The organism is Nitrogeniibacter mangrovi, assembly GCF_010983895.1.
GTDB classification, from domain to species: domain Bacteria; phylum Pseudomonadota; class Gammaproteobacteria; order Burkholderiales; family Rhodocyclaceae; genus Nitrogeniibacter; species Nitrogeniibacter mangrovi.
On sequence record NZ_CP048836.1, the window covers coordinates 3926327 to 3952259 of the forward strand.

Genomic DNA, 25933 nt, shown 5'->3' on the forward strand with positions numbered 1-25933 from the left:
GGAAGTAAGGTCCGTTCAACTGGAGCGGGACGGACATGAGAAAGAGTCGATTCACCGATCAGCAGATCATCGGATTTCTGAAGCAGGCTGAGGCTGGAATGCCGGTGGCCGAGCTGTGCCGGCAAGGCGGTTTCAGCGACGCGACGTTTTACAAGTGGCGCGCGAAGTTCGGGGGCATGGATGAGCAGGAAGCCCGCCGGCTCAAGGAACTGGAAGCGGAGAACAGCAAGCTCAAGAAGCTGCTGGCCGAGGCGCACCTGGACATCGAAGCACTGAAGGTGGCCTTCAAGGTAAAGCGCTAGCCCCACAGGACAAACGATTGGCGATCGCTTCGATACTGTCGCAAGGCGTGGTGTCGGAGCGACGCGCGTGTTCTCTTGTGGGGCTCTCTCGTGATGCCTGGCGCCATCCACCCCAGCCCGATGAGCGTACGCAGCACTTGATGGGCCGCATCGTGGAGGTGGCCCATCAGCGCCGCCGGTTCGGCTATCGGCGCATCCATGATCTGCTTCGAGGCGAGTTTCCCGGTACGAATCACAAGAAGGTCTATCGACTGTATCGTGAGCAGAATCTGACGGTGCGCCGCAGGGGCAAGAAGCGTCGCTGCGGCCAGCGCCAACCCCTCGTGGCGCCAGATGCGCTCAACGCGGTTTGGAGTCTGGATTTCGTCAGTGACGCACTGGCCTGCGGGCGGCGGCTCAAATGCCTGACGGTGGCCGATGACTTCAGCCATGAGTGCATCGACATCGCGGTCGATCATTCGATGCCCGGACCTTACGTGACCCGGGTGCTGGATCAGGCGGCCCGGTTTCGGGGCTATCCACGGGCAGTGCGTACGGACAATGGGCCGGAATTCACCAGCCGGGCCTTCATGGGCTGGGCGCTGGCACGAGGTGTTGAGCACATCCTGATCCAGCCGGGTAAGCCGGTGCAGAACGCGTACATCGAGAGCTTCAACGGCAAGTTTCGGGACGAATGCCTGAACGAGCACTGGTTCGAATCGTTGGCTCAGGCACGCGAACTGATCGGCATCTGGCGCCAGGACTACAACGAGGTCAGACCCCACAGCAGCATCGGCCGGATACCTCCGGCCCAATTCGCCGCCCGTCATCGCCAGAGCTCTGGCGATGACGGGCAAACCACAACCGAAGCACAAACAGCTATCGTGTTAAATCCCGGACCCGCTTCCAATTGACTGGTATGCCGGCAGGGGGCAGGTCAAACCCTCTCATGCGATGCCGATAAGTCAATACACCTGGAAAGACGGGCCTGACATCATCCAGCCACACAGCGTGGCCAAGCATCGCATTCTCAAATCCTACATGGCCGCGTACTACCAGACACTGGTGGGCGGCCAGCCGCGGGACGAGTTCAAGCTAACGCTCGTAGATGGCTTTGCCGGCGGCGGCGTCTACACGCATGCGGACACTGGCAAGCTGGCCTACGGCTCGCCGATCATCCTGCTCGAGGCAGAGAAAGAAGCAGAGTTCTTCATCAATCAAGGCAGATCGAAGCCAGTCAGGCTGGACATTGGCTACTTCTTCATTGAATCACGACGAAATCCCTTCCTGCTTCTGAAGCGAACGCTTCAGGAAAAAGGGTACGGCGCCCGCTTCGGCTCTAGCATACAAATCCTGAAGAGATCCTTTGAAGAGATTGCGGATGACATCATCAAAAAGATCCAGAAGAAGAGCCCCCGGAATGGTCGCTCAATCTTCATTCTCGACCAGTTTGGCTACAGCGCAGTACCAACATCGCTGATCCGAAAGATCCTCTACACGCTCCCCGGTGCTGAGATCATTCTCACCTTTGCCGTCGACTCCTTCCTCAACTTCGCGAACGACAAAAACTTCACAACCAGTCTCAAAAAGATCGAGATTCCCAACATCCTTGCTGGGCGATCTCTAAGGGAGATCAAGGCCTCGGACACTCAGTGGCGGCTATTCATCCAATCGACGCTGTACAAGGAACTCGTTCGACAGTGTGGTGCCAAGCACTACACACCCTTCTTCGTCCGGAACAAGCAAGGACACGGTGATTATTGGCTCATACATCTCTCCCAGCACTTCCGGGCCCGAGATGTCATGACGGAGGTCCACTGGCAGAACCAGAACTACTTCATCCACTATGGTGGGGCGGGTCTGAACATGTTCGACATGTTGGGCTACGATCCTCAACACGATTCGGGCTTGAAGCGACAATCTGAACTGGGCTTCGAGTTCGATGACGTGGCGAAGGAATCGAGCATCGAGGCACTCATGGCCCAGGTGCCGAAAGTCATCTACTCGCACGATGAAGGGGTGAACTACGGCGTGCTCTACGCCACCACCTGCAACGAGTCGCCGGCCTCGAGCAACATCTACCAGGAAGCCATCATCAAGCTTGCGCAGCACCGGGTCATCGAGATTGTTGGTACGGATGGCAAGCCTCGTCGTCCGTCCAAGCAAATTGGCCTTTCCGACCAGATCATCGCTCCGAGTCAGCGGCCGCTGTTCTTTGTGTAGTGAAACTGAGCCTACGACCATTCGCAAGCAGTCTTACTTCAAGAGATGGCACCGTCGCAGAGGTATATTTGCAGCGCTCCTACCGTGGTGTTTTCATCACATATCCATGTCTTCCCGTACCGCCGGCGACGCTACCCCCAGAGCCCTTCGAAATCGGCAGACCGCGACGAAGGGGGTCGGGCTGGCTTGTGGACTGTGACGGGAAGCGGCATTGGCGCGCTAACGCCAACTACCATCGCCTCCCCTTGACCCAGCGTCGGCAGAAACGAGGCTGCAGACGCGTCAAGGTCGCCACACGCCTTCTCAACAACGATACGGTCCCGTTCATTGATGAGTCGGTGAACGATAAACATCCCCATCTGGCTAAGCACATCCTCGGGAATATCCCGTGGCCGCTGGGTGGCGAGAACGCAGGTCAACGAATACTTGCGTCCTTCTTTGGCAATCAATCCGAACGCATCAAGATCGGCCTTTGTGAATTCGTCACCGACAGATTTATCCAGAAACTGGTGTGCTTCATCGAGCAAGACCACTACCGGCATGTCGAGAAATCGCCCCTGTCGAGCAAGGCTGAGCAAATAGCGCCCAACCGCATTCGCGGCAACCTCACGAGCATTGTGCTCAAAAGAAAGGAACTCAAGACTGATTCGGAGTATGCGCTGGTCCGCGTCAGCCAAGAATTCCTCGACCACACCAGGCAGCGGGTCTAATCCATCAGGCGAAAACAAACATTCGAGATTAGGTGAGGCCAGTTCGCTTTCAATGCGTGACATGAGTGTAACGCAGGCGGATTGCTCGTTCGGCGTGGCGCCACCCCAGTTTGCAGCCTGAGCGTTGAATCCGCTTGGGTAGACGCATTCTTCCCATATCTGTCGTGATAGCTGCGCGATGTCGAAGAAAGTGCCTGGACGAGTTAATGCCACCGCCTGCTGAATGCAAGCCGCCTCAAATGGTTGCCGGGGATTGCCAGCCTTCCTTATCAAGCCGCCATTCGCGAGCGCAGGGGCTAGGTGAGCGATCTTCAAGCTCCGGAGGGCTTCCTTGAGCTTGGGCGCTTGAACCCCTGGACTCGGACGCAGCAAAACAAAGAGGTCCGACTCAGTCAAGTCCCAATACGGAAAGCTCAGGAATCGTCGAACGTCGTGCGGGCCCTCCTTTCGCCCGCCAAGATACGCATGGGTGACAGCAACGCTGGTTTGCGTCCGAAATTCCCCGGTTGCGTCGAAGAGGATTGCCTTTCCTCCCAACCGGGCGATTTCCTCTGTAAGTCGCGCCAGGGTCCAGCTCTTCCCCCCGCCGGTAGCGCCAAGAATTGCGCAGTGGCGGCCCAAGAGTTGACTTGGAGACAAAGAAACCGCGGTGTCTGTCGCATGTGGAAAGGTGGCGAGCTGAATCCGCTTGGCGTCTGGTGTTGCACCTGACTCGACTACCTGCTTGACGACCAGAGGGTGAGCAGAGAACACATGCTGACCAATCCTCGGTGAAATCGGCACACCTCGCAGCGGGTGTCCGGTTTCAAGGTCAATGGCGGTAAGAAGTTGAACCACCCCTAACGGGTTTGGGGTGGAATCATGATCATGTGAGGGCTCGACGGTCAGGCGGTCACGTTCCGGAAGCCGGGTCTCGATCAAGCGACCGAGCACGGCATGCTCTTCGCCTTCAACTACGACGAACTCACCGACTTGACCACGCTGCAGCGGGTAACCAGCGACATGGGTACGGCCCGGGGAGGACGCTAGCGGAAGATTGACCTCTACAGATGCTGGCCGAACGGTGCAGACGGACCCTATGTATCGCTGCCGATCAAAAGGCGAAACAACGAGGCCGCTCATACCGCACCAATACCACGCAGCCTCGCGACATGGCGCTCAAGGTCGGTCTCAGCTGCAAGGTCAGGAATCAGCGAAACCATCTGTTCGAATCCGCAGTTGAGCAGCGCGATTCGGGCATCGCCGGCGATAGCGAGGTCGTGAAGCTTGGCCAAGTACCTATTGGAAATGCACTCGCCTAGATGTTGCTGTTGCTCAGTCTCCCAGGGCGCAAGTCCCGGGCTAACCACTACGATCTTCAACGACAAGTTGGAACGGATGGCGGACATGATGGGTTCCGCAAGGTGATTGTCGTTAAAACCAAACCCCACGATGAGGACACCGCAATCGGGCTCCCTCACAGCGGTTTGGAACGCGCTGATCATTTCCAAGTACGGTTGCTCGAAGGCGAGCTCATATTTGGAGTTGCGCGGATAGATGAGAACCGGCTTACCGTCAGGCATCCACTTCGTAATCTCCCCCGAGATCTCTTGGCGCTGCCAGTCGACAGAGCCGTGAAGCTTATACAGGTGAAACGAATTCGGTATGGGGTCATAGGACTCGGTGTCATTCAATCGGCGTACTGTCTCATAGCTGAAATGAATAGCATCGAAGGTCGGCGGGGCAGTATGAGAGAACCCATCAACCACTACGTAGCGCCCCTGGCGACCCGCCTCTTCGTAGCAGCGGTCGTAATTGGTAGTGAATATCTTCATCCGCGATTTACGCTGTGGTCGGCGGGCTGCCCGGCGAAGAAATTCGGCGTGCACGGGTAGAGGGTGGTTCGCGGAGATAAAGTTTGTGGCAGCGATGATTTGGGCCTCAGCAAGCGCGACAAACTTCACTACCTCTTCCTTCTGCGCACCAGACAGAAAGGATTCGGCAAGACGACATCGAGACATCAGCGCTTCAATGTCCCTTTTGTCCTGAGGATGTCCCACCAACTGCATGAGCTGGAGAAAGGTTAGCCCAGCGGGCGTGGATGCAGCTGCCGTTGCGTCTTGCTTTTCCTGAACTTGCTGCCAGAGATCCGCCATGGTTGGCGCCTTGGCACCACCTTGAACCGCCGGCTGCACGCACAGCGAAGTACCCAAGCCAGACAAAACCACAAAATTACCGCAGCGCAACATATCGGAGAGCACCCGCTTCGCTTCTGCCAGCGCAGGATCCTCGGCTTCAGGGACAGAAGGCTCCGCGAGCGGCTCTCCTGGTGGGGGTGGAGGCATCTCGGCCAACCACTGGCCGTTGGTCCTGCAACTAAACACTTGCATCACATCTCCCTTGATGGCTGCAACGCAGCGCGCGGGCCTTCGTAATATCTATGTCCTGCTTCAGACGATGCAGCATAGCGGCGGCGACATTTGACCCAAACAATGTAGAGGCACGACGACAATCAAAATCTGGTAGGCCCGCGCCGACGAAAGGGGCTCTGGCCTCCGTTTAGACAGGTGCCGCTAAAACCAACGCCCTGAGCCCCAACATCGCACCGTATCATCTATCCTATATGGTAGATATTTCGACATCTAATTCATCAAACCAAGGAGGTTCGATGCGTAGGCAAAGCGATCAATCGAAACCATCGGCGACTCCGTCTGGAATGTTGGTTCATGGCGTGCTGATCGAGGATGTCGCCGCCATCGCGAGGCATTCAGCACAGGATGCGGACAAGCTCCACATGCAAGCAGGCAGGCTCCCAGCACCTCCACCTCAAGCCATCGTGGACTCCGCAGAGCCCTTCACCTCCGCCACCGCACGCGACGACTGAATCAATCAAAAAAGTCGCCTTGACCGGCCTCACCGGATTCGAGCGTAAATTCCTGAGCCTTTCCGAGCCGCTTCTCGACAAGCATCTTAACCAAGTGATCCGCGGCCTTACGTGATAGCGCGACAGCTGCTGGATGGGGGTTGCTCACAGCAAAATACAGGGCGAACAAGGGCACACCTGTGTCCGGCAAGAGGATCGGCTGACTCACCCACCCACGAAAGACTGACTCCAATCGGCGCTTAACGAAGTCGGCAATTTCCGCTGGCGAGACATTCCTGAATTTTGAGCCTTCATCGCGTTTGCCTTGAAATGCGTCTTCTTGCGACGAGCGCGCATAGAACAGGTCCCTCCACGACGGAGTTCCCAGCACGCTATCCAGGCGCGCCGCCTTCTGCTCGTCAACCCGATCCAGCTGCCTTGCGGCTTGGCGAGTCACTGCACTCAGCGGAAAGAGATACCAAACATCTAGCGCCTGTGTTTGTGCGACACGCGCTACGGTTTGCCAGTCCACACTCATCCCATACGGATCAAGGAAGAGAACACCTCGAGAGCTCCGCCAGTTTGTCTCAGAGAGCAGTCGATTTAGGGCAACCGACGCTTCGGCGTGTTCCACTGAAATACAACGATCCGGATACTCATCCTTCAGCTCTCGGAGTGCCTTGGCGTGATCGCTTTTCATCTCGATGAAACACAGCCGATCAAAGGCAGGGGTCGTGCTTATTGCGATCTTTGCCGAGCCCGCAACGGTCGCTCGCGAGCCTCGCTCCACTTTCACGGTACAGTCTCCGGTCCCAGCAAAGGCGTCGATAAATATTCGAGTAAACGGTTGTTCTCGTGAAGGCTTAGCCTGAAGCGCTGTATTGAAGAACTTGAGGTAGCGGGTCAAGAGATCAAGTTTGATCAGCGTCCACGGGCCGCCAAATTCATGTTTTTTCACTAGCTAAGCTTCCTTTGGGAATTTACTGCGGCCGCCGCGGGTCAGGCGCCTGGAATGAGATGATTCGCGATAGAGCTACTTTTCGCGTCGGGCAGTGACATGCTCAACACTACAAACCTATTTGGCTATTCGCTAGCATCGTCGGAAGCGGCTCCGCCTTTGCCAACACCGTCATCATGGTTTCCAAGGCGCGATCCTCGTTGAACCTCCCCCCTTCACCCTTCCTGCGCTTGTTAATGTGTGTGTGCTTCCATGGTTCCGCAGCCGTCACGCCCACCGTTTGGATCAACATGTCCTCGGACGGCCAACTCCCTCCAGTTTTTGCGGCCAATTGCAGAACGCTCCGGATGGTAGAGCTTTCAGGATATTCCCCAAGCGCAAACACCCACGAGGGTTTTCCGTTGCTCCTTCTTTCGATCTCAATTTCCATCCAGTAGACGATGCGGCCCCCTATTGCCACTCTGCAGACCAAAGCAGTGCGCACCTGTCTAGTCGCCTTTTCGATGTACGAATACCTAAGTCCAAGTTTGCTGCCATTGATACGAGTCGGAAACGGCCATACAGGCAACGAACCGAAGAAAAATCTCTCGGACTCCTCCTGTACGACTTCCCAGCGATCGATCCGACCAGCAGTCGCAAGTCGATCAAGCATCTGTGCAATCTCGGTGAAGCGAGTCGTGTGATCCCTTCGCCGAAACGAGTAGTCAACTCTTCCGGAACGAGATTCGCCATACCATTCGTTACCGGCCGATAGCTGTTCGAGCAACTCGTCGTCGCCGCCCGGTCGCCCCGACGCGTAGAGGAAACTTTCCTCTTTTTCCTCTTTCTTCAGCTGAGGAGGTATTCGCCAGACGGGTAGAGGCACTGAGATATTCGTGACAGCAGCATGTGCCGATGGATCTTCGTTCGACGCGGCAGCCATAGTCCCGTCGAGCCGTTCGGCAACGTGCCGATCGCGCGAGGAATATGGCTTTTGACGGTCGGTTTCAGTCAGACTCTTGCCTTTACTTGCGTCGTTATCTCTCATGACGACGATATCGCAGGGTCCTACCCAATCAATCTCGCTAACTTGAAAGACGAGCAACTTGACCGGGTTGTCGTGGAGGAGAACGCCTTTGACTTTCAACCTGACCTCAGACGTGTCGAAAGGAATTCTCGCAGCAATAGAACCTGCTCCGTTTCGGCTAGCCAGTAGCGAAGCATAGATGCCGTTGGCGGCTTTTCTACCGTCTTCACCCAAGACGAGGTTTGCTAGAAGCGGGGCATGCAGATCCGCAATACGGCGCCGCAAGCAAACCTGCCACAACCCGTCTGTTCTGACTCCGGTTCGCTGCGATGAAACCACAAAATCCATCGTATCTCGCCATGGCCCGGACGTAAGCGCCAGTGCGATGTCTGTATGCGTTGCATACATAGATCTGAAAATCTCATGGCATGGAACAACGGCGATCCCTGAACCGTCCGTGATGATCACCGCACGACTCTGATCAAATCGCCTTTCCAACCTGTAGCTTGTTGGGTTCATCACCTTGTAGGTATGCGCTGAATTCCACCACCGCGGCGGGTCTTCCATCCGCTCTCTGATTTGCCGTAAGTCGACTTCCCCGTATGCCGTCGAGAATTCGAACTCCTCCATGGGTAGGGAGCCAACTTCGACGCCGTCTTTGAACACCATGCCGAGCACAAGCCTGGGAACGTAGCCAGATAGAACTCGCACGATGAGGTGCTCCGGGGGCGTCGCGCCTAGCTCGACTTTCACTGTCCTTCTGGAATCTAAGCGGAACAGATCCTCAAGGTTCGCCTCGAGTCGAGTCAGCTCAACCTCGACACTGGGCGTTGCCGTTCCACCATGCGGAACTGAATAGCCGTCGACCCATGTGATCCACCAGAGCCTTCCGTCTTTGGGAAACTCTTCGATTCGATCTACGGGCTCCGGCATCAGCCAACTCCAATTGTGACATTCGGGTGGACTATGCCAGTTGTTTAATTTCCTGTGAACTCGTTACCACTCTCACCATGCGGCAAGCTCTTCGACATCGTTGAGCATGGCGCAAGAACGGCGTACAAGTACGTCCAACACGTACACGTAGCTGGAGTGGCCATGAGCGTCCGCCTGAATATTCAACTTTCTGAAGACCTTAATTGCGAGATCGACCGTGTGGCTTCACAGACCGCTACCGACAAGGGTGAGATCCTCCGCAAAGCCCTGCTGCTGTTCCTGGCTGCATGCGAGGGTCGGGAGCGCGGGCTAAAGTTCGGCTTGGTTGATCCGGCGAGCGGAAAGTTGGAAACAGAGATCATCGGTCTATGACCGCGAACTCCTTTGACTACCATGCTCATGCTGGTGGGCTTCACCCGCAGGCTCCGCATTAGGCGCCGAGACGCTGATAGAAGCACACACTGACCGGTCAATGCCATGGGACAGGCATTCTCGATCACATCAATCCGCTGATGCTAGGGGCCCCGTCGCTGCTCCGTTCCCTTTGCTCGTCGTCGCCCCTTGATCGTGTTCCTGATCTTGCTTCGTCCCTGGCGCGGCCAAGGAGAGCGGAGTGTTCGTACCATCGAGCTCAATCGGCTGCTGGTCGATGCTCTTATCGTAGGCGATACCGCTAAATACCTTGGTCGCGTCGTTCGAGCTCGCAAGGTGCCAGCCGATCGAGACAAACGAACCTAAACTGATCTTGAGACCGCTCCACCAGCGATCCCGGGCAATGTTGTCGGTATGGGCGGCCAGGAGCTTCAAGTCGAGCAGCCAGATGTCTTTCCCAACCAGACCTTTTCGCAACGCTTCGCCTTCAACAGCACCAGCAAAGATCGACCTGGGTTTTTCCGCGCTTTCCGCGTGCATATCGGTCATGCCCTTGGTGATAGCTTCGTGCGCTGCCACGACCTTCTGGTACATGGCTACCAAGTCAGCATCTCCCTTCTTTGGGGGTGTCGGAATGCGTTTGGCGATCAGCTTTGCGCATTGGGATAGCTTTTGCTGAGCACAGAAAAGATCACCCCGTGCCTCTATTGGTCCGCCAACCGGCTTAGTTTCGTCTTGATCCCACCAGCCTTTGCAATCGCCCACTTCTTCAGGTTCGAGGTTTAAGGTGATCAAATGAGTGATGTCGATAACGGGAATTTGTTTCTCTTTGAAGTACTTTCCGACCAGAAGTGCGAGAGCAGGTGTAACGGAAGAACTGTCATCATGTGACTGATATTTCACCTGGGTACGAAATATCTCGCGAAAAGCGACGATAGCTTGCACGCCAATGAGAGTCTCTGCCAAATCAGCTCCGCCGATAAACGAGTAGGGTCGTGGTCCTTGCTCGGCAGGTACCGGCACCGATGGCTTTCCGCAGTCCTTTTCGACGCGCGCGGCCTGTTCGAGCACTGATCGTGCGCCTATATTCGCCGCGCGCAAGGTCGCTACGACATCGTTGCGCTGGTCGATGAGGGCCTGCGCCTGGCGCCCGTTGAGAACGATCACAGTGGTCTTTCTGGGCGGCGGAGTACCCATCATTTTGAAAATCTCGTCACCGAGGGGCTGAGTAAGTGCCGCAAGTTTGGCTGTGACGAATAGCAAACGATGGGCGTCCAGCGTCGGCGATTCCGAGCTGTCGCGCTTGAGTGCCTTGACGTCTGGAATGAGCGACTTGAGGTTTGCTATATGTGCCGCTTCCACTGTAAGCCGCGCCTTTTCAACCTCGAGCTCCTTTAACTTAACCGCGGAGTCGATAGTGGCTTGATTGGTGGCGTCGACTGCAGCCTGTGCCAATGGGTCAAGATCGGCTGCACCACTCCACGAGCCAAAACCCATCAAGGCCAGCGCGGCAAGTTGACGCCGCATTTGCTTCGGTACGGACATGGGCTGACCCCCGTTGGTCGCTGATGTCAAGATATAGACACCAATTGGCATGCTCAATGGATACGGTATAGACATCGGCGCTGTGACTGTCACGCCGGATGTGACTTACGTCACTCGGTCTGGAAGTCGATGGGAGACTACCAGAGGTTGGATCAGCCTAGAGCGGAAGTCGCGTCACAAGACGCGAAATGGCGGAACACAAGTGATCGCAATAGAACTGACCTTCGCGAAGTGGAAATAATGACCTTCAATAGATGGTGTTCTGGGTCATCATCGCCCAGAGCGTATTACGCTCCATCTCCACGCCGTCTTTGAAAACTCGACCAAACGTTTCGTCGACTATCCTTCTGCCGTTTTCATATATGTGAACGTGAATGCCTTTCTCTTGTGGCCGGTCGGCCGTCCACAATACTGCCGGTGTAGATGCCCAAACATCGAAACGTAAACCGGGGTAGTCATCAAAGTTCAATGAACGATCCGGCACAACGTACTTACTACTGTTATTGAATTGGTCATGCAATGGCTTTAGTGGGGTGGAGACAATTTTTCCCTTACTCCAGATACTGTCATTGCCGCAATTTCCGCAGAAATGCTTTGCGTGAGGCGTAATTGCAAAGGTTCCGAGATCCAAATGAGGGTACCCACACTTGGGGCAAGTCACGCAATCCATATCTCGACCTTCCTCCAGGGATCGTACAAACTCGAAAGCAGCTGGTGGTGTAATTTGAATTAGTGATATTTCGTTACTCGCAAACAGACCCAGATCTTGATTGTACGAACACACGATTGCGTCAAAATCCCGATCCATTTCCTTACGCTCCGCACCTGTGAAGCGCTTATGCACATGAATGCGAGGGGAGCGCGGTTCGATATGTCTAGACGACAGTGCCGGGGGAAGAGAGCACCAGACCCCAATTTCCTCGAAGTCGTTGAAGTCCACTACAAGCGGATCTACAACGTAGCTCATCTGCATATGGCGATTGCTGCATGTCACTTCTCCAGAGGGCGGAACCGCGGCAAGATCAGCTTTGACCCCCCAATGAATTTGATGGGTCTTACAGTACCAGCGCGGCGCTCCGTTCCTATACTTTCCGCAAGGAACAATATGACACGGCAGTACCGCATTATCCCCATCCTTGTTCGCGAAGCTCCCAAATACCTCTTCCGAGCACACCGCAATATTGCCGATTGTTCTACCTGGCGCCCAGCAGATTGCAGTTGCGGCGGAATATCCCTCTGGAGCCTCGTCGATATCACCTTCATCACAATGTTTTCTAAGGAATACCTTTGTCGCCATTCCTGTACCAGGTTTCGACCATTCGCATTCCCAAACCTCGACATTCCCCGTCGCCGGATTAAGCTTTCGTGAATAGAACAATTTTTGATACCTATGTTATAAGCGACCAACTACCAAAACGAGTGATCTTCGCAGCTATTCGCCGCAGATCAAGCTATCTCAGTGGGTTAGGTGACAGCTTCCATCTGCGACTTGATCCAAGCTTGATACCTCTTGATGTCCTCAAGATATGTGAAAGCAACATTCGGATACTTTTCGTGAAGGAGATTCACAAGATCCATATCACAATGGGGTTCTAGGCCATCATGACAAGTCTTGCACAGGGTGATGAGGTTCTGCACTTCTGTCATACCCCCTTTCCCCCACGGGATTGCATGGTGCACGTGGAGTTCAACATCAACATAATATGCGGGCGATCGGCCGCAAATTTGGCACCTACGCCCATCACGAGTAAGTACCTCCATCCGAACCGTCTTCGTTGGTGCGTGCTGAAGCTGCGTTTTACTCAGACTATCTGCTGAGGCAAATCCCAACCCGCCCGACTCTCTAAGGCATACCGTAGGCTCTATGTGGTGCGCGAATCGTTTCTCTGCAAGTTCTTGAAGAATAAGTGCATTTCCGCCAAGTAGGTAGAAGTATTTAAGGTCTAATTCGTCATTAATGAGAAGGGCCGGATATCCGGCTTCGTGCAACCAATTGCGTTGTGCCTCGCCATGATATAGGCAACCTTTTCGGATTTCTCGCCTTGGTCGTTCATCGGCATACCCGCACCATTGCGTCTGTACCGACCACTGCAATCCCTTTTCTGGATCAATGACTGCAGAACAGTGATAATAGAGAGCATTTGGCTGCTCTGGCTGAGTCATGAGGCGTAAGATTTCGTCTTTGTAAGTCATACGATTTACTTTCTTGGTTCGTAAGTCAGAAAAACACACCAATCTTAACGGCACCATCCGAACGATGGCCTAAGCACCAACTTGTCCAGTTTTCCCATTTCGCCTTTAGCGATAGTGGCGCATATTGGCTGATTGTGCTCACTACGGCGAATTACCATCGTCTGCTATCTACGCTGCTTGGCTGATCTTCTGAACTCCCAGGGAGGGACCGGGGTTGCATCCCTCCACAGCCCCAAGTCGTTCCGCCGTGCATCAGTTTCTGCGTCAGCATAGGCTGTCCGTTTTTCCTCTGGCTGCTCCTTGGCGTAGCGTTTGTAGTGCCAAGCAAGGCCAGCTTGCACTTGGGCCAAGTTGGCGTCTTGGCCATCGACAATGATTTTCCCGATTTGTCGTTGGTAGCGGTCGACGTTGGTCCATACAACTGTGACGCGCTTTTTTAACACAAGCTGTGCGAGGTGTTGCCGCGACACTTGGCCAAAGGCCTGTTTGCGTTCTGGTGCGTCAATCGCGGCCAAGCGGATCCGGTGCTGCGTCTGCTTGTCGTCCAGGACAACGATGGTATCCCCGTCGGTAACTCGAACAACTCTTGCTTCGTAGCTGTCAGCCCACGCGAAGCGGCTGATACCTTGCAGGAGACCTAGCGCCACAAGCAAGCTAAGCCATCGCTTGTTTCTCAGTTGCATTCCTCACTACTCATCTCGTTTTGGCGCTCTCCGATCAGAAGTCGGCCAATTTCAAATACAGCCGCGCGGCGATGGTCAGGATGAGTATTTCTCAGATCCCGACGTGGACAACCGCTTTATGTTAAGAAAACCATGCCCACGAGGCACGACGCATTCTCAAGCCATGTGCGCACTCGCAGCTCTGTCCGCACTCTACATCGCATGCCACACGGCGCGCTCTGGAAAGGCTTGGCGGCGCACTCTGGAAAAAAACTTCCTCAAATTTGCATGAGATCGCAAAGCCAGTTAATGCGCCACATGAGTTGCTGCTAAGGTGTGCCATCCGAGGCGCTACCCAAGGGAACTCGTTGCCGGGTTCAATCCGCGGCTGGTGGAGACGTTGTGAGCTACTCCTGCTCGCCGGGTTCGTCGTCCAGCGCCTCAAGTCCGACCAAAGGCATGTTCTCCCAGTCTTCGAGACGTGGCATGCCGTCATCGGCCATCTGCTCAATCAGATCCACCAGGCGGTATTTCCGCTTGGAAGACCGTGGATTTGCCGGTGGGTTGCTGGGTTTCGCGTCCATCGGTAAATGATACTCCTCGAACTCTGGATCATGATCGAGGCGCAGCGGATCCTCCGCTCCAAGACGTAAAGAACGACGGCGTTGGGTCAAGGATTGGGTTAGGCCCTACTGTACAGAGAGCCAACACGCCCGCCGGAGGCTCATCGATAGCACCAAGTGCCTCACGGCGAGAAAATGTCTGGGGAAGCCCACCCGGAACTGCCCCGATACCCAATGGAAGCCACTGTTCCTCACAAGTAATGTCGAAAACTGCTTATGGGAGCAGTTTTTTTCGATCCGACGTCAGTTCCACCTAGGTTAGCAGCGTTGAATTGTGGTGAGCCTGGTGAGGGAGGCGAAGCTTTGCAAACCGACCGGCGCGTGGATAGCGTCCCCGCGCCGGTCGGTCGGCATCAGCTACATTGACGCAGTATGAAAAGCAGCGCCATTGCGACCAGAATCATGCGCCAATTGGGCATTGATGGTCTCCTTCGCCGACGACCCGGCGATGGCGCTAGCGCAGGATTTCGCTGGCAACTGGTATAGCACCGCACTACACAGAACATTTTCGGCCGCTCGGAATCGATTGAGAGATACCGCCTGATCGGCCTCAGCGGTAAATCAGCTTGTATTGATTGAGCGGCGGTAGTCGCTCCGCACGTTACAACGCTACGCGTGGCACCTGCCCCAGGGCTCCCGCACCGAGCTGCTTGGGAATACGACATGAAGGTGCGATTGCCTTGCTGCGCTCAGCATTTCCAATTTCAATCATTTCGCACCGGCAGGGGGATTGATCAGGAGCCTTTGACGCGGATGGCCATTGTGACTGGCCTAGCGTTTGGACTGACTGGTTTCAGTCTGCCCGCGCGGTGCGCAGCCTCTAGCTTGGCCAGCAGACGGTTGATGCACGCCATTTTGGCAGCCGCGATGCACGGGTCTACTCGTTGTTTGTTGGTAGCCATAAGAGCCTCCAAAGTCCCTTCCGGTCGGAAGTATAGGCGCTGCCCCACCCCCGTACAATTCAGCTGATTCCAACGAATTCTTCCTAAATTGCACTTCTTCAGTCAAGCCTCTTCGAGGTTGAACAGACTCCGCCGGTACACATGCAATTGCGACCGTGGGGCAAGCACCCCTTTCCCTCGGCCGCTCGGTGCTTCCTATTGGGTACCGCGAGAGCGGTTTAGTCCCGGGCCGAACTCTCGCCGTCGGCCCCACCTCAGCACCGAATGACCGCTGACGAGAGCCCTGGAACTGGAACAGCCGGCCAGGACCAGACGATCATCATTTCGATATAGCTGTCACTGGATCGGCGGCTTCACTCTGAAACCTGCCGGACTCCCGATGCGGGCAATTCGGCCCATGATACTGCTGGGGCCACAAGCGGCGAACGGTCGGATCGGACCAGACGTCCGGCTGGACTAAGCATCATTCCGAATGACCGCTGGCGCCCAGCCCGGGAACGGTGAAATATCCGGGCTAGCTTTCCCTTGTTCCAGGGTTCCCGATGTTGGACGGATTCCATGACAGACTCCGGTGCACTACCCCGTACTGGTCACACCGATCCGCGGCTGCAGCGCCGGCCTGCTGCCGGGACAGACAACGGCGCAGATCGCGGTACTCATCACCGACCCGGAGATAAACCAGCCCATCGTCCCCGAGGCACTGAGCCAGACATGGGAACTGAAACCGGCCGAAGGGCGCGTCGCCATTGCCATCGCCAACGGCTACAGCGTGGACGAAATCACGCAGATGAACGGCACCACGCGCGACACCACCAAGACGCACTTGCGCGCCGTGTATCAGAAGCACGGCGTCAATCGGCAGACGCAGTTGGCGAAGTTGCTATTGATGGGGCCGTTTCGGGTGCAGTTTTGAGTTTCCCTCTTTACACACTCTGATAGCGCTCCGAGGGTGCCTTCAGCGCTCATCCTGCTGCCGCAAGACACGCATCAGCACGGGAAAACCGCCGCCCTGCGCGCGTGTTCCATCTTTCGACTCACCCGATCAGGTGATGCACGCTCGCTCGCGACGTCAATATAGTTCTTCCATAAGTAAGCCTCGGCCTCACGATCCGTGGGACGAATAAGTGCCTTCTCTGACGTGTTGAGCAAATAGGAAGGAGACATGAAATGAAAGCAGCATTGATTCTTGCCTCGCTTGCCATTGGTATCGTTGGGACAACTTCTCCTTGTTTGGCGGGAGAGGCGACTGCCGAGCTAGATGCGAAAGTCGCGGAGGCGGAGGCGCGCGAAGCCGAGGCAAACGCCGATAAAGCGGAAGCAGAGGCGCGTCAAGCAGAAGCCGAAGCCGCGAAAGCTGAGGCCGAGGCTCGAACCCGTAACGCTAGGGCAAAGTAGTCGAAGTTGCGGACGCCATCACTCTGCACAGCCAAGGAGAAGAAAAGAAATGAACACTCGAACCATCTGTCTTTCCGCCCTGCTCGTGTCGGCACCCGCCGCACACGCATCCTTGATCAAGTTCGATTTCGCGGGCACCTTGAGCAACGCGATCTTTGGATCGGCGATCGCGCCGGGAGACAGCTTTTCTGCAAGCTTCTTGCTCGATACGCTCGCACCGGTATCGGCTTCAACTTCCACCTCCAATCGCTACGACTCAGTGTTCACAGATGTGAGCATTACCATCGACGGCGTCACACCAACGCCCTATCCGGGCAGTCCGACGTATTTCGTGACTGCATTCAATCAGGATTTCATCACGCTTTCGTTCAACTTCGATGGTACGGTGGCGCCTTTCAACGGAGCCGGCTTCGGCACAATCGGGCGTTTCCAGGTTTCGTATTTCGCCACCGGCTTGCTCGGATCACTTGCAGATCTGAACTCGCTCGATGTGGACTTGCTTCAGACGCTGTCGCCGCGAAACCCGCTGGTGCATGTATTTGGTGGCGACAGCTCACCGCTCATCCTTAGTTTGGCGAGCGTGAGCCCGGTAACGATTCCGGAGCCGGCCAGTCTGGCGCTACTCGCATCGGCATTGTGCGGATTTGGGGTGAACCATCGATATCGGAAAACGCTACGGACGCAGCAAGCCTAGATTTCACCGACGGAGGCAGCCCAACAGCCGGCATTTCGTGGCTGCCCGGCTTTGTGTTGGGCTTCGCTGCGCTCAACCCAACCTACGCGAACTGAATACCTCTCAATTGGCCGAGAAGCTCTAGATTGATGTAAAAGATATTGGAAACGATGGAGAATATAATGAAACACGCCATGACTATTCCGATTGCACTTCTCACATGTCTATCGGCATACGCATATGCCCTGTCTCCAATCGGCGAGGAGGCCCGCAAACGACTACTTGTCACTGACACGAAGGAGGCATCCGAAAAAATATGCACTGAAACAATTTTGAATCAGTGTACAAAAAACACAGACTGGGAGTACGTAACCGCCAACATCAAGACGTCGGTCGACGAGCACGTAGCAGTTGCCGACAAGGGAGTCAAGATTTCAAAGGGCCAAGTTCGCTACGATTACGACTGCAATCGCACTGAGCACTGGTATGTGGTAGGTCAGAAGTCAGGTGACAAGCAACATTCCCAAGCCGCACACATTGTCGCCAACTATGTCTTAGTCGACGACCTATTCATGGTCGCACATATTCTTCACGAAAATAAGATCGGGAATTGCGGAAATGTCATTGAGCAGAAATTGAAGAGCTACCAACAATAGATCATTCAATTTTTCACAAAAATACACAGGGCCGCAACAACTGGGGACGGACCACGGTTTCCCGCCCGCTTCGGGGTCACAACCGAAAAGACAACCGAGGCAGTTTTGCTTCCCATCACGCAAACGCATTCATCAGCGCAACGAGATCTGTCTGCCGCCGGGCTTCGGTCTTTGAAAACACACTTTTGAGGTGCGTCCGCGCCGTGTTCTCGGTGATCGATTCGGATTCGCAATGTTCCTTCACCGTCATGCCACGGGCCAGCGCCTGACAGATCCTCAATTCCGCTGGTGTGAGCTGGTAGTGGCGGGAGAACAGGGTCCATCGGGGTGTCGGCTCGCGGCTCGGATCGCGGATGGTGACGAGAATTCTTGCCGGATTCAGCGCCAGAACGGCGCGGTGCTTGGGTATGGGAAGCACACTCACGATGCTGATCGCGCCGGTGCGAACCGAACGGACCACGGTTGCGCCCCCCTCCGGCGTTCCCGCAAGGCCGGCCGCACGCTGCAAGCACGTTTGCAGTTCCGCATCGTCTTTCGGCAACGTGGCGCGCAAGCAGCCTCCCCTGACCGCAATTCCGTGCTCTTCCGCAAGCATGCTCTCGGCGACGGTGTTTGCATGGAGCACCCGCCCGTTCGCAGCGAGCACAACGGCGCCGGAGGCCAGCGCTTCGAGGGTATCGGCTGCGAGCGCGGCACCATGCATGGGCCCTGAAAGCTCGGTGGCCAAACAGACGGCCCGGCGCAGGTGAGGCAGCAAGGCGGCGAGCAGTTCTTTGTGCGCGTCGCCGAATCCCTTGTGACGTGGGCTGCCATGAAACGCGACACTGAGATCGATCGCACCGGCGTGAGTCGGGATTCTCGTGTCGCTAGCAATGACGTGGTAGGTGTCGACCTTGGTCAGATAATCGTTGTAGAACTCGGAGCGCTCGAACGATCGCCGATCGACGAGTTCCTCGCCCACGACGATGCCGGTTTCTCCATCGACTTCGATGGCACGCGCGGTATGCCACCAGATATCGACATCGATGTAGTGTGCGACGTATTCGTCGAAGACGGAGGTATCCAGATTGTGGATGTAACTGAGCCCACCTTCTGGCGGAGCGAGTTTGGGCGTGAAGAACAGGGCGGAGTGCGCATTGAATCGAGTGGCAATACACGCCAGAACGTCTGCCAGGGCTTGGGGGTCGACCGCGGACTCGTAGATGCGGCCTATCACCGCGCCGATGTCATTCGGATCCAGTGAGATTCTATCCATGGAGAATGCAATCGCAGAGCCCGCAGACGCTTTAAGCATAGTCTCCATCGCGGGCGGTGTCGAACATCGATCTGCGCGAAGCCCGAAGCGGTTCACACCAGGCCGCTAGGGGGTAACTGAGCGGGGTAACTAAGGGTTCGATCTAGTATTGTTGCATCCATTCTGTTTGGTGTAAGGCAGTGACGGAACGCGAACCGAACGGCTCCTCGCCCCAGGAACCTGCCGCCCAGGTCGCGAAGGCTTGGCTAACAGCAACGGGTCGGGAGTTGGCATTCGCCGCGCCCAAACCAGTCGTTCGCACATGGCCTGGGCTGAACGGCAGTTAACGATCCTATTGCGGCCCAATTGGTCGTGATGCCTTGACGGCTGTTCAGGCCGAAAGTGCTTACTATTCCCGGGGCAGTCCATGCCGACGGTCTGCGAAACGCTGATTTCCGTGGTCCTGCTTCTAGCGCATAGCTACGGTTAGTTGAGAATCGCACTCATCACCTTGTCGTCTAGACACTCCTGGTCGATTCCTCGAGAGGAGCAAGCGTGTGCGAGGATCTGCGCCTCCGGGTCGTCAGCAAATTCGTCAGGCCTCAATTCCATTTGCCCTTGCTTTCCCGTAGCTGAGACATAGGGGTGCCCCAAGCCAGCCTCCAAGCGCGCGAGCATTGGCCCGTATAGTTTGCTGAGCTTCAGATGTGGGATACGTGCCTTCAATCGCCGGTAGATGCGCAGGCCCTCCAAATCGAGATCGCCCCAGAACGATATGTTTGGGTTGCTGAGCATGGCGCCGATCGCCGGAGGCGCCCCGAATCGCGTGAGTTGCACAAGCTCACTCGCCCGCGCCTCCACCAGCCCGGCCAGCTGCCGACCATAGGCGTCGGTGTCGCGCGACAGCCCGTACCCGAAGGTCACGATCAACCCGTACCGGTCAGCAATACCTGCTTCCACGGCCAGCTCAAAGGCCCACGGATTTTCGATCAGAATTATCTCAATGGGCGCCTCGGGGCCAGCAGTCACCACATATGGGATCTGCTCTTTCAGGGCGCCAAGACTAGGCGCGATCGCGTATCGGACTCCCACAGGAAGTTGGCCAAGCATCTTGGACGAACTCATCAGATGATGGGCACTCACCAAAAATTGCGGACGCGCTTCGTCAGATTGGACCATATCGCGCAGTGCGAGCAGTGCTCGCGCCACGGTGGCCAGATCCGCAACCTCCATGCCGTCCAGGGCCGCGTGGGCGTCGCGCAGCAGATCCCGGTCCTCCGGCGAAGCATCGATCTGCTCGAGAGCGAAATTCCACCGCCTCAGCGACTCCGGATCTGGCGCCACGGGCCGATCTGCCTTGATGATCACTCGGGCGAACGGCTCACCGGTGGACGCCACCCCTTCGAGCCAATCCATTTCACGAAGCCGTGCCATGACTCGCCGCACCTCGTGCTCGTGCAGTCCTGTCTTGGCAGCGAGTCTATTCAGCAATCCGCCCGGCTGCAGGTGTTTGCGGTCGCCCAGCCGATGCCACAGAGCCTCCTGAACGATGGGTAGGTTCTTCTCAACGCTCATAGCGTCGCGGCCGCTGGGAGCTGAATCGCATGGAAGGTCGCAATGCCGGCGTGGCCGTTCTCATCGGTTTCAGAGACACGATGGTGATAGCTTGAGGATCGCATATAGCGACCGCTCATCTCGCGCGCCATCACCAGCGCCGGGAAGCGGGTGAAGTCGTTGTCATATGCCGGGTCATGGCCGGTGATGATCAACTGAAAATTGCCGATCGACTCCTCGATACCGGCCAGGGTCGAATCGATCAGCTTCTTGTCGGATAGGTGTGAGAAGGCCCCGTCCAGAATGGTGAAAGAGGTCATCTTGTCCCGAAGCCGCTTGCGCTTAGCGCTATCCACGGTCTCCCGGCGAATCTCACGTTCGTTGATGAATTCGGCAAGCTTACGAATCCACAGGAATGTGATGGCCACCCCTTGCCCTGAGCTGGCCATGTTCGGTTGCATCTCGAGCGGCCTGGAACTCATTGCCGGTAGTACCAATCTGATTCGAGGCTTGATCACCACGCGCTTGTAGAACATCTCGCGAATACGTTCACGCTGTCCAACACGGACCTTGCTGAGCACAACTTCCGACATCGTGTCCTGCAATGTTTCGCTGCCCTCAATCTCCTCGACCATCGAGATGACTTCCTCAAGCAGTGCTCTCATCCCCTCGGCATCTATGGTCGTAGCGTCGATGTCGAACCCGGCCTGCTGAGTACCCGTGCGGCCGTCCGTCTTCGGCGCGAACACGCGCTTGAGGGTCTTCAGGTTCGATGGCAATCGCAGCGTGAAGTTAGCCAGCCACTCACCTAGACCATTCCTCTCTTTGTCCAGGTATTCACCGGCCAGGGTGTTCGCCTTCTTGTTCTCAGCGAACGACTCGCGTGACGCATCGAGCATCGCCAGAATCACGTCTGGCGCCATTTTGGCCTGCTCCAACTGCACCCGGGCCACGTCCGGTAGTTTTGCGAATGGGTCGGTGAGTAGCGCGTCGATGTCCTTCTCCAGCTGCTGGCGACTCGATTGGAGCGTCTTTTGCGTGTCACTCAACCTCCTCTGCAAGTCAGCACTTTCGGCTCCAGAGACTTCATCGCAAAATTGACGCATCTCATCGCCAAGCTCGTTCAAGTCGATGCCTGACCGCCACTCTTTCGCGTAGTTATAGAGCGCCCGCCCCTCCAGGTCTGCCAAGGAGACTTGCGCCGGTTCGCCGAGGACATCACTTAGGTCCCGGTGCGCCCTCCGAAAGCCCAGAATGGACTCGTCGATCTTGAAACGAGCCTCGACCAGGCCCGCTTTTTCGCATTCCATCGCGTTGATCTCGGCCTGCAGATCCTTCCGCTCACCCTCGATGTCGGACAGTTTCGCGGTGATGCCCTCCAGCCTCCTGGAGATGTCTGCAAGCTGCTGCGCGCCGTCCGAGGAAACAAACATGGCTGCTGCCTCGAAGTCGAACTGGTCGCGCATCTGGGCCCGATCGCGCTGTTGCACCAGCACCTCGCGGTGCAGCTTTGCCCCTTGCATAAATTCGCGGCCATAATTAGGGTCATCCAGGAACGCCTGAATGCGCCTCAATGGACCGGACTGCTCAAGCCAGTCTTTGCGTGCGTTGTTGGCTGCAGCGCCGGCATCGTCCTTCGCCTGCTCCAGATCCGTCGCACTGCTTTTGGCAACTTGACGCGCTTCCTTGGCACCAGCTTCCAACTGCCTCCGCGTCTCAGAAAGTTCGCGCAGCGCCTCAATGCTCTTACCGGCGAGCAGCCGCTCGAGCTCAAGCGCTGCCTTGATCATCGCGATCGCCTCAGGACTCGCGCGTCGTTTGAGACGGGGCTCGGCCTCGCGACATTGCTCGAGCACGGCGACGAGTCGGGTCTGGACTGCGGGTACCTCACGCTCAATCGCCGATGCCGCTTGCCGGGCGATGGCTTCAAGCTCAACCCTCTGCTCAAGCGCTTCCTCCGCGTCGCTCACCTCTTGTAGCTCGGTTTCAAGTTGCTCGATCGTCGCTTCGAGCCGCTCAATAGCCATCTCGAAAGGCCCCCACTCTGCACCGGCGGCCAAACCAAAGAGTTGCTCCAGACCCCTCATAGCCCTGATGCTAGCCAGCGCCTCCTGGCTACTGCGTGCCTCATGTCGTGGCATGTCGGCTTCGAGTTGGTTGATCTTGGTGCGCAAGAGCTCCGCCTGAGCGGGTATTCCATCGCCAATTGCGCGCCTGGCGCGCTCGGCGTCGAACACCAGATCATCGTCCTCCGCCAGCAGGGCCAAGCCCGCGAGTGCCTCGTCGAGCCGCCTCTGCGTCTGACCGATCTGGGCGTCCAGCTCCCGTTTCTCCCGCTCGACCAGACCAGGATCAAGGAGACACTCAACAGCACGAGTCGTCACTCCAGTGAAGAGGCTTCGCGCAATCCCCTCGTCCAGACGGATCTCGGTTCGCTCACAGAACGACTTCAGCGCCACCGCTTCAAAGACCACGGCCTCAACCTTCTGCTCGGCCAGCCGGCGCGCTGCCGCCGCGGCCATGTGCCGGTCATCGAAAACAGGCGAGAACAGCAAGGCAGAAAACAGCGTGAGAACGGCCGATGAGCGATCCTGCGACAGCCCGAGCGACTGGACGAACTCGTACAGCGGACGGCATCCGGATCCGGCGATCTGGCCGACCCGCCTAGCGATCTCGCCGGGTGCCACAGGCGCGATGTCCAGCGTCCGTCGTTGTGTGTGTAGCTCAGCAATGACCCGGCTGGCTTCTTCCTTTTCGCGTTGCAGCTCTTGTCTGCGAATGTCCCTAGAGGACAGCCACGCTCCTGGAGTCATTTCGGGCACGCGGGCCGCGAAGCGTTGTATGGCGACCTCGTCGTCCTCGATCTTCGCCAGCGCCTGACGATCTCGGGCCAGATTACTCCTTGCGGCATCTGCCGCCGCGGTCACGGACTTCTCAAGCCCTTGGGTGTTCTCGTTGGCGAACAGCGCGTGGAAACCGGCTGCTGCCGGCAGCTCCCTTCGCGCATTGGCCTGATCTGCGCGACTACGGTCGATGTCTTTGTGCAAGGCGGCGCGCAGTCCGGAAAGCGCCTTCTTCCTGGCGTCGCGCTCGGAGAGCCATGCAGCCGGAGCGATGCCGGGATGCTGCTCATCAAAGGTGGCGATCGCTTGGATGTCGCCCTCGATTTTGGCCAACTCGACCCGGCAGTCACCCATCGATGACGCATTCTCTTCCATCTCACGAGTGACGGCCTCAACCAGGCCATGGGGCGACTCACCCTCAAAAATGCCCTCGTAGCCTTTTGCCTCCTTGGCGTGCAGTTCGACCGAATTGAGCTGATCAGACATCTCACGAAAGGCTTTTACGCTCGCCTCGTGTTCGGCCTCTCGCGTAGCGAGTTCCTTGCGTGCGAGCTCGAGTGATTGCCCTACGCGCTGGAACTGTTCCGCGGCCTCCTTGTCTGCTCGTTCCAGGGCGCTGGCCAACTCCGCCGGAACTGCGTCAGGATGCATTGCCGTGAACGCAGCCCACTCCTCGAAGACGGGCGTTTGCGTGGCCACAACCCGGTCGTGCTCGTTCAGCGCCGTTTCAGCGGCTGCGGCATCCGCCTTGACCTGCTGCCCAGTCGCCCTGGGATCATCCAATTCGTCTTGAGTGAAGATACCTCGCCGGTGCATGGCGTCCAACACGGACGAACCTGTCTCATATCGACTCTGCTCGTCTTCGGCCTCCTTTTTCAGCCGCTTTTGCGTCACTTCAGTGGCGTCGTGGCCAGCGATCGTCTCCTTATTCTGCGCAATCTTGGCTTCAATCGTCCGCAAACGGCGTCGGACCGGATTGGTGTCGCAGGTCAACTGAACCCACTTGAAACCGTCCGAAATGGCTCTCAACGCGGTTTCCGTAGTCCAGTCTCCCCTGAATGCCGCTGTTCTTCCGATGAGCTCCAACGCAGCGTCCCGGTTGTAGAGCTTGGACTTTGGCCCAGGCCTGCGCGCTGTAGGAGATGAATTATCACAAGTAATTTCAATAACTTGCGAACTTGATGCCGTCGTGGGGTGAATGCTGTTGCGTTCAGCGCGCTGATTCACTGCCCTGGGCTCTTCACCTGAAAAACTTGCCAGCCCGCGATCCGTCAGCCACCAGCTGCCGTTCTGCAGGACAAAGTGTTCGTAGAACCGCGGATCGGAGGGCGACGGCGCCCGGGGCACACCCGGCACAGGATCGGTGACCAGCACATCCTCCAGAGCCTTGAGGTCCACGGAGAGCATCTGTCGGTGCTCCTCAACGGCGGCCCTCGCCTCGCGCATTTTCTCCGCCATGGCGTTTAGGCTCTCGAACCGCTTGAGAATTAGCTCGGCCGCGTCGAGGTCACGTTTGACTTGCCGAGTCCGGCGTAGCGCAACCACAACACTGCGCGACTTCTCGTAGATGGTGTCTTCGATGCCTTTCTCCCCCTCCTCGGCATAGCTTCCCATCACTTCTGAGAGCAGCTCTGGCGCCAAATGCTTGTAGAACAGGGCTTCGCTGTAATTCTCACCGCGTCGGCCGCCAACATCGAAATAGGTGCTCGAGCCTTCGGCGCCCTTGGCCAGCTGATAGGTCAGCTGCTGTTGAAGCGAGGACATATCGAAGTTCTCGCCCACCAGGCGCCTCCACTCCTCGAAGCGCCTCTCCCGGGTTGATGCAGGGAAGATGCCGTTTTGCTCTTGGAGCGCAGTCACGAAATCATTCTTGCTCACCAACTTGACGGTTCGATCGCGGCGGTGCGCGATCGGGCAATCGTCGAAGGTGCCGTTGTAGGCGTAGAAATCCCACTGCGCTCCGTCGCCTGCGTTTCCATAGATCCCGAACACCATGTGATCGCCGTCTGAAGGCCCCAACTGGTCCATCAGCAGATCTTCTTGGCGCGCATTGCGTTTGGTGATTTCGATCCGAAAATGTGTAAAGGCTGGGTCAGACGGCGGCGCGCAGTGCATGCTCCTAATGTTTGCGAGCGAATTTCGATGCCACGTGAGCATCGCGAACAGCGCGAGGACCATTGTGCTTTTGCCACGGCCATTCGGAAAGTTTAAGGCCGCGTGGAAGCCGCCGAGCAGGAAGCGCTCGAAGCGCCAATCAGGCGACCAGGGCAGCCGCCGAGTGTGGTTCATGAAGTTGGATACTTCAATGGCATGAATCAGCGGCATCGA

At 56.8% G+C, this 25933-nt stretch carries 19 protein-coding genes; 7 read left to right on the plus strand and 12 right to left on the minus strand.

All coding sequences use genetic code 11. From position 1 onward, the window contains the following. Positions 1-35 precede the first annotated feature (35 nt). Positions 36-1195, plus strand: a protein-coding gene (locus G3580_RS18135; RefSeq protein WP_407670941.1) for an IS3 family transposase whose coding sequence is annotated in 2 segments (ribosomal slippage) — positions 36-285 and positions 285-1195 — 1161 coding nt in all. Because the reading frame shifts where the segments join, the coding sequence is not laid out codon by codon here. A gap of 97 nt (positions 1196-1292) precedes the next feature. Continuing rightward, complete coding sequence (locus tag G3580_RS18140) at positions 1293-2504, plus strand: three-Cys-motif partner protein TcmP (RefSeq protein ID WP_217424541.1); 1212 nt, start codon at positions 1293-1295, stop codon at positions 2502-2504. A gap of 131 nt (positions 2505-2635) precedes the next feature. On the opposite strand, the gene G3580_RS18145 is transcribed toward G3580_RS18140, so the two are convergent. The 4 genes from G3580_RS18145 to G3580_RS18160 all read right to left on the minus strand — a co-directional run bounded on the left by G3580_RS18145 (position 2636) and on the right by G3580_RS18160 (position 8953). Next, positions 2636-4147, minus strand: coding sequence for an ATP-binding protein (locus G3580_RS18145; protein ID WP_217424542.1), 1512 nt, complete (start codon positions 4145-4147; stop codon positions 2636-2638). Between the two features lie 185 nt (positions 4148-4332). After that, positions 4333-5583 carry an SIR2 family protein gene (locus G3580_RS18150; protein ID WP_173767901.1) on the minus strand — a complete coding sequence of 417 codons (1251 nt, stop codon included), beginning with the start codon at positions 5581-5583 and terminating at the stop codon, positions 4333-4335. Between the two features lie 495 nt (positions 5584-6078). Then, on the minus strand, positions 6079-7014 hold the full coding sequence (gene tcmP, locus G3580_RS18155; RefSeq protein ID WP_173767903.1) for a three-Cys-motif partner protein TcmP: 936 nt from the start codon (positions 7012-7014) through the stop codon (positions 6079-6081). A gap of 109 nt (positions 7015-7123) precedes the next feature. Next, a complete protein-coding gene (locus tag G3580_RS18160) occupies positions 7124-8953 on the minus strand; it encodes a hypothetical protein (RefSeq protein WP_173767905.1) in 1830 nt (609 codons plus the stop codon). Between the two features lie 162 nt (positions 8954-9115). Between G3580_RS18160 and G3580_RS18165 the strand changes: the two genes are divergently transcribed. Next, positions 9116-9325 (plus strand): transcriptional regulator, encoded by a 210-nt coding sequence (locus G3580_RS18165; RefSeq protein ID WP_173767907.1) that lies wholly within the window; start codon positions 9116-9118, stop codon positions 9323-9325. 129 nt (positions 9326-9454) lie between these two features. Here G3580_RS18165 and G3580_RS18170 read toward each other — a convergent pair whose 3' ends face one another. The 5 genes from G3580_RS18170 to G3580_RS18190 form a co-directional block, all read right to left on the minus strand. Next, the gene (locus G3580_RS18170; protein WP_173767909.1) at positions 9455-10870 is read right to left on the minus strand and encodes a hypothetical protein; all 1416 of its coding nucleotides are present in this window, start codon (positions 10868-10870) and stop codon (positions 9455-9457) included. A 247-nt stretch (positions 10871-11117) separates the two neighbouring features. Continuing rightward, a complete protein-coding gene (locus tag G3580_RS18175; RefSeq protein WP_217424543.1) occupies positions 11118-12167 on the minus strand; it encodes a hypothetical protein in 1050 nt (349 codons plus the stop codon). Positions 12168-12334: 167 nt separating this feature from the next. Further along, positions 12335-13063 (minus strand): HNH endonuclease, encoded by a 729-nt coding sequence (locus G3580_RS18180; RefSeq protein WP_173767913.1) that lies wholly within the window; start codon positions 13061-13063, stop codon positions 12335-12337. Between the two features lie 164 nt (positions 13064-13227). Further along, on the minus strand, positions 13228-13746 hold the full coding sequence (locus G3580_RS18185; protein WP_173767915.1) for a thermonuclease family protein: 519 nt from the start codon (positions 13744-13746) through the stop codon (positions 13228-13230). Positions 13747-14132: 386 nt separating this feature from the next. Continuing rightward, positions 14133-14399: a hypothetical protein gene (locus tag G3580_RS18190; RefSeq protein ID WP_173767917.1), complete on the minus strand. Its 267-nt coding sequence runs from the start codon at positions 14397-14399 to the stop codon at positions 14133-14135. A 1422-nt stretch (positions 14400-15821) separates the two neighbouring features. Between G3580_RS18190 and G3580_RS18195 the strand changes: the two genes are divergently transcribed. The 4 genes from G3580_RS18195 to G3580_RS18210 all read left to right on the plus strand — a co-directional run bounded on the left by G3580_RS18195 (position 15822) and on the right by G3580_RS18210 (position 17974). After that, positions 15822-16163 (plus strand): helix-turn-helix transcriptional regulator, encoded by a 342-nt coding sequence (locus G3580_RS18195; protein WP_173767919.1) that lies wholly within the window; start codon positions 15822-15824, stop codon positions 16161-16163. Between the two features lie 254 nt (positions 16164-16417). Continuing rightward, entirely contained in the window at positions 16418-16645 is a 228-nt protein-coding gene (locus G3580_RS18200; RefSeq protein WP_173767921.1) for a hypothetical protein, read from the plus strand. Positions 16646-16694: 49 nt separating this feature from the next. Continuing rightward, entirely contained in the window at positions 16695-17339 is a 645-nt protein-coding gene (locus tag G3580_RS18205) for a PEP-CTERM sorting domain-containing protein (protein ID WP_173767923.1), read from the plus strand. A 161-nt stretch (positions 17340-17500) separates the two neighbouring features. After that, a complete protein-coding gene (locus G3580_RS18210) occupies positions 17501-17974 on the plus strand; it encodes a hypothetical protein (protein ID WP_173767925.1) in 474 nt (157 codons plus the stop codon). A 115-nt stretch (positions 17975-18089) separates the two neighbouring features. Here G3580_RS18210 and G3580_RS18215 read toward each other — a convergent pair whose 3' ends face one another. The 3 genes from G3580_RS18215 to G3580_RS18225 form a co-directional block, all read right to left on the minus strand. Beyond that, a complete protein-coding gene (locus G3580_RS18215) occupies positions 18090-19229 on the minus strand; it encodes a helix-turn-helix transcriptional regulator (RefSeq protein WP_173767927.1) in 1140 nt (379 codons plus the stop codon). Positions 19230-19694: 465 nt separating this feature from the next. Then, positions 19695-20783, minus strand: a complete 1089-nt coding sequence (locus G3580_RS18220) for a Wadjet anti-phage system protein JetD domain-containing protein (RefSeq protein WP_173767929.1) — start codon at positions 20781-20783, stop codon at positions 19695-19697. Beyond that, a complete protein-coding gene (locus tag G3580_RS18225) occupies positions 20780-25930 on the minus strand; it encodes a hypothetical protein (protein ID WP_173767931.1) in 5151 nt (1716 codons plus the stop codon). Before G3580_RS18225 ends, G3580_RS18220 begins: the two co-directional genes overlap by 4 nt. Between the last annotated feature and the right edge of the window lie 3 nt (positions 25931-25933).

Excerpts from the sequence above, each read along its gene's own strand:
- G3580_RS18165 (WP_173767907.1), top strand. The coding sequence starts at position 9,116 with ATGAGCGTCCGCCTGAATATTCAACTTTCTGAAGACCTTAATTGCGAG.
- G3580_RS18180 (WP_173767913.1), bottom strand. The coding sequence starts at position 13,063 with ATGACTTACAAAGACGAAATCTTACGCCTCATGACTCAGCCAGAGCAG.
- G3580_RS18185 (WP_173767915.1), bottom strand. The coding sequence starts at position 13,746 with ATGCAACTGAGAAACAAGCGATGGCTTAGCTTGCTTGTGGCGCTAGGT.
- G3580_RS18215 (WP_173767927.1), bottom strand. The coding sequence starts at position 19,229 with ATGGATAGAATCTCACTGGATCCGAATGACATCGGCGCGGTGATAGGC.
- G3580_RS18175 (WP_217424543.1), bottom strand. The coding sequence starts at position 12,167 with ATGGCGACAAAGGTATTCCTTAGAAAACATTGTGATGAAGGTGATATC.
- G3580_RS18200 (WP_173767921.1), top strand. The coding sequence starts at position 16,418 with ATGAAAGCAGCATTGATTCTTGCCTCGCTTGCCATTGGTATCGTTGGG.
- G3580_RS18225 (WP_173767931.1), bottom strand. The coding sequence starts at position 25,930 with ATGCCGCTGATTCATGCCATTGAAGTATCCAACTTCATGAACCACACT.
- G3580_RS18170 (WP_173767909.1), bottom strand. The coding sequence starts at position 10,870 with ATGTCCGTACCGAAGCAAATGCGGCGTCAACTTGCCGCGCTGGCCTTG.
- G3580_RS18150 (WP_173767901.1), bottom strand. The coding sequence starts at position 5,583 with ATGCAAGTGTTTAGTTGCAGGACCAACGGCCAGTGGTTGGCCGAGATG.
- G3580_RS18160 (WP_173767905.1), bottom strand. The coding sequence starts at position 8,953 with ATGCCGGAGCCCGTAGATCGAATCGAAGAGTTTCCCAAAGACGGAAGG.
- G3580_RS18220 (WP_173767929.1), bottom strand. The coding sequence starts at position 20,783 with ATGAGCGTTGAGAAGAACCTACCCATCGTTCAGGAGGCTCTGTGGCAT.
- G3580_RS18210 (WP_173767925.1), top strand. The coding sequence starts at position 17,501 with ATGAAACACGCCATGACTATTCCGATTGCACTTCTCACATGTCTATCG.
- G3580_RS18205 (WP_173767923.1), top strand. The coding sequence starts at position 16,695 with ATGAACACTCGAACCATCTGTCTTTCCGCCCTGCTCGTGTCGGCACCC.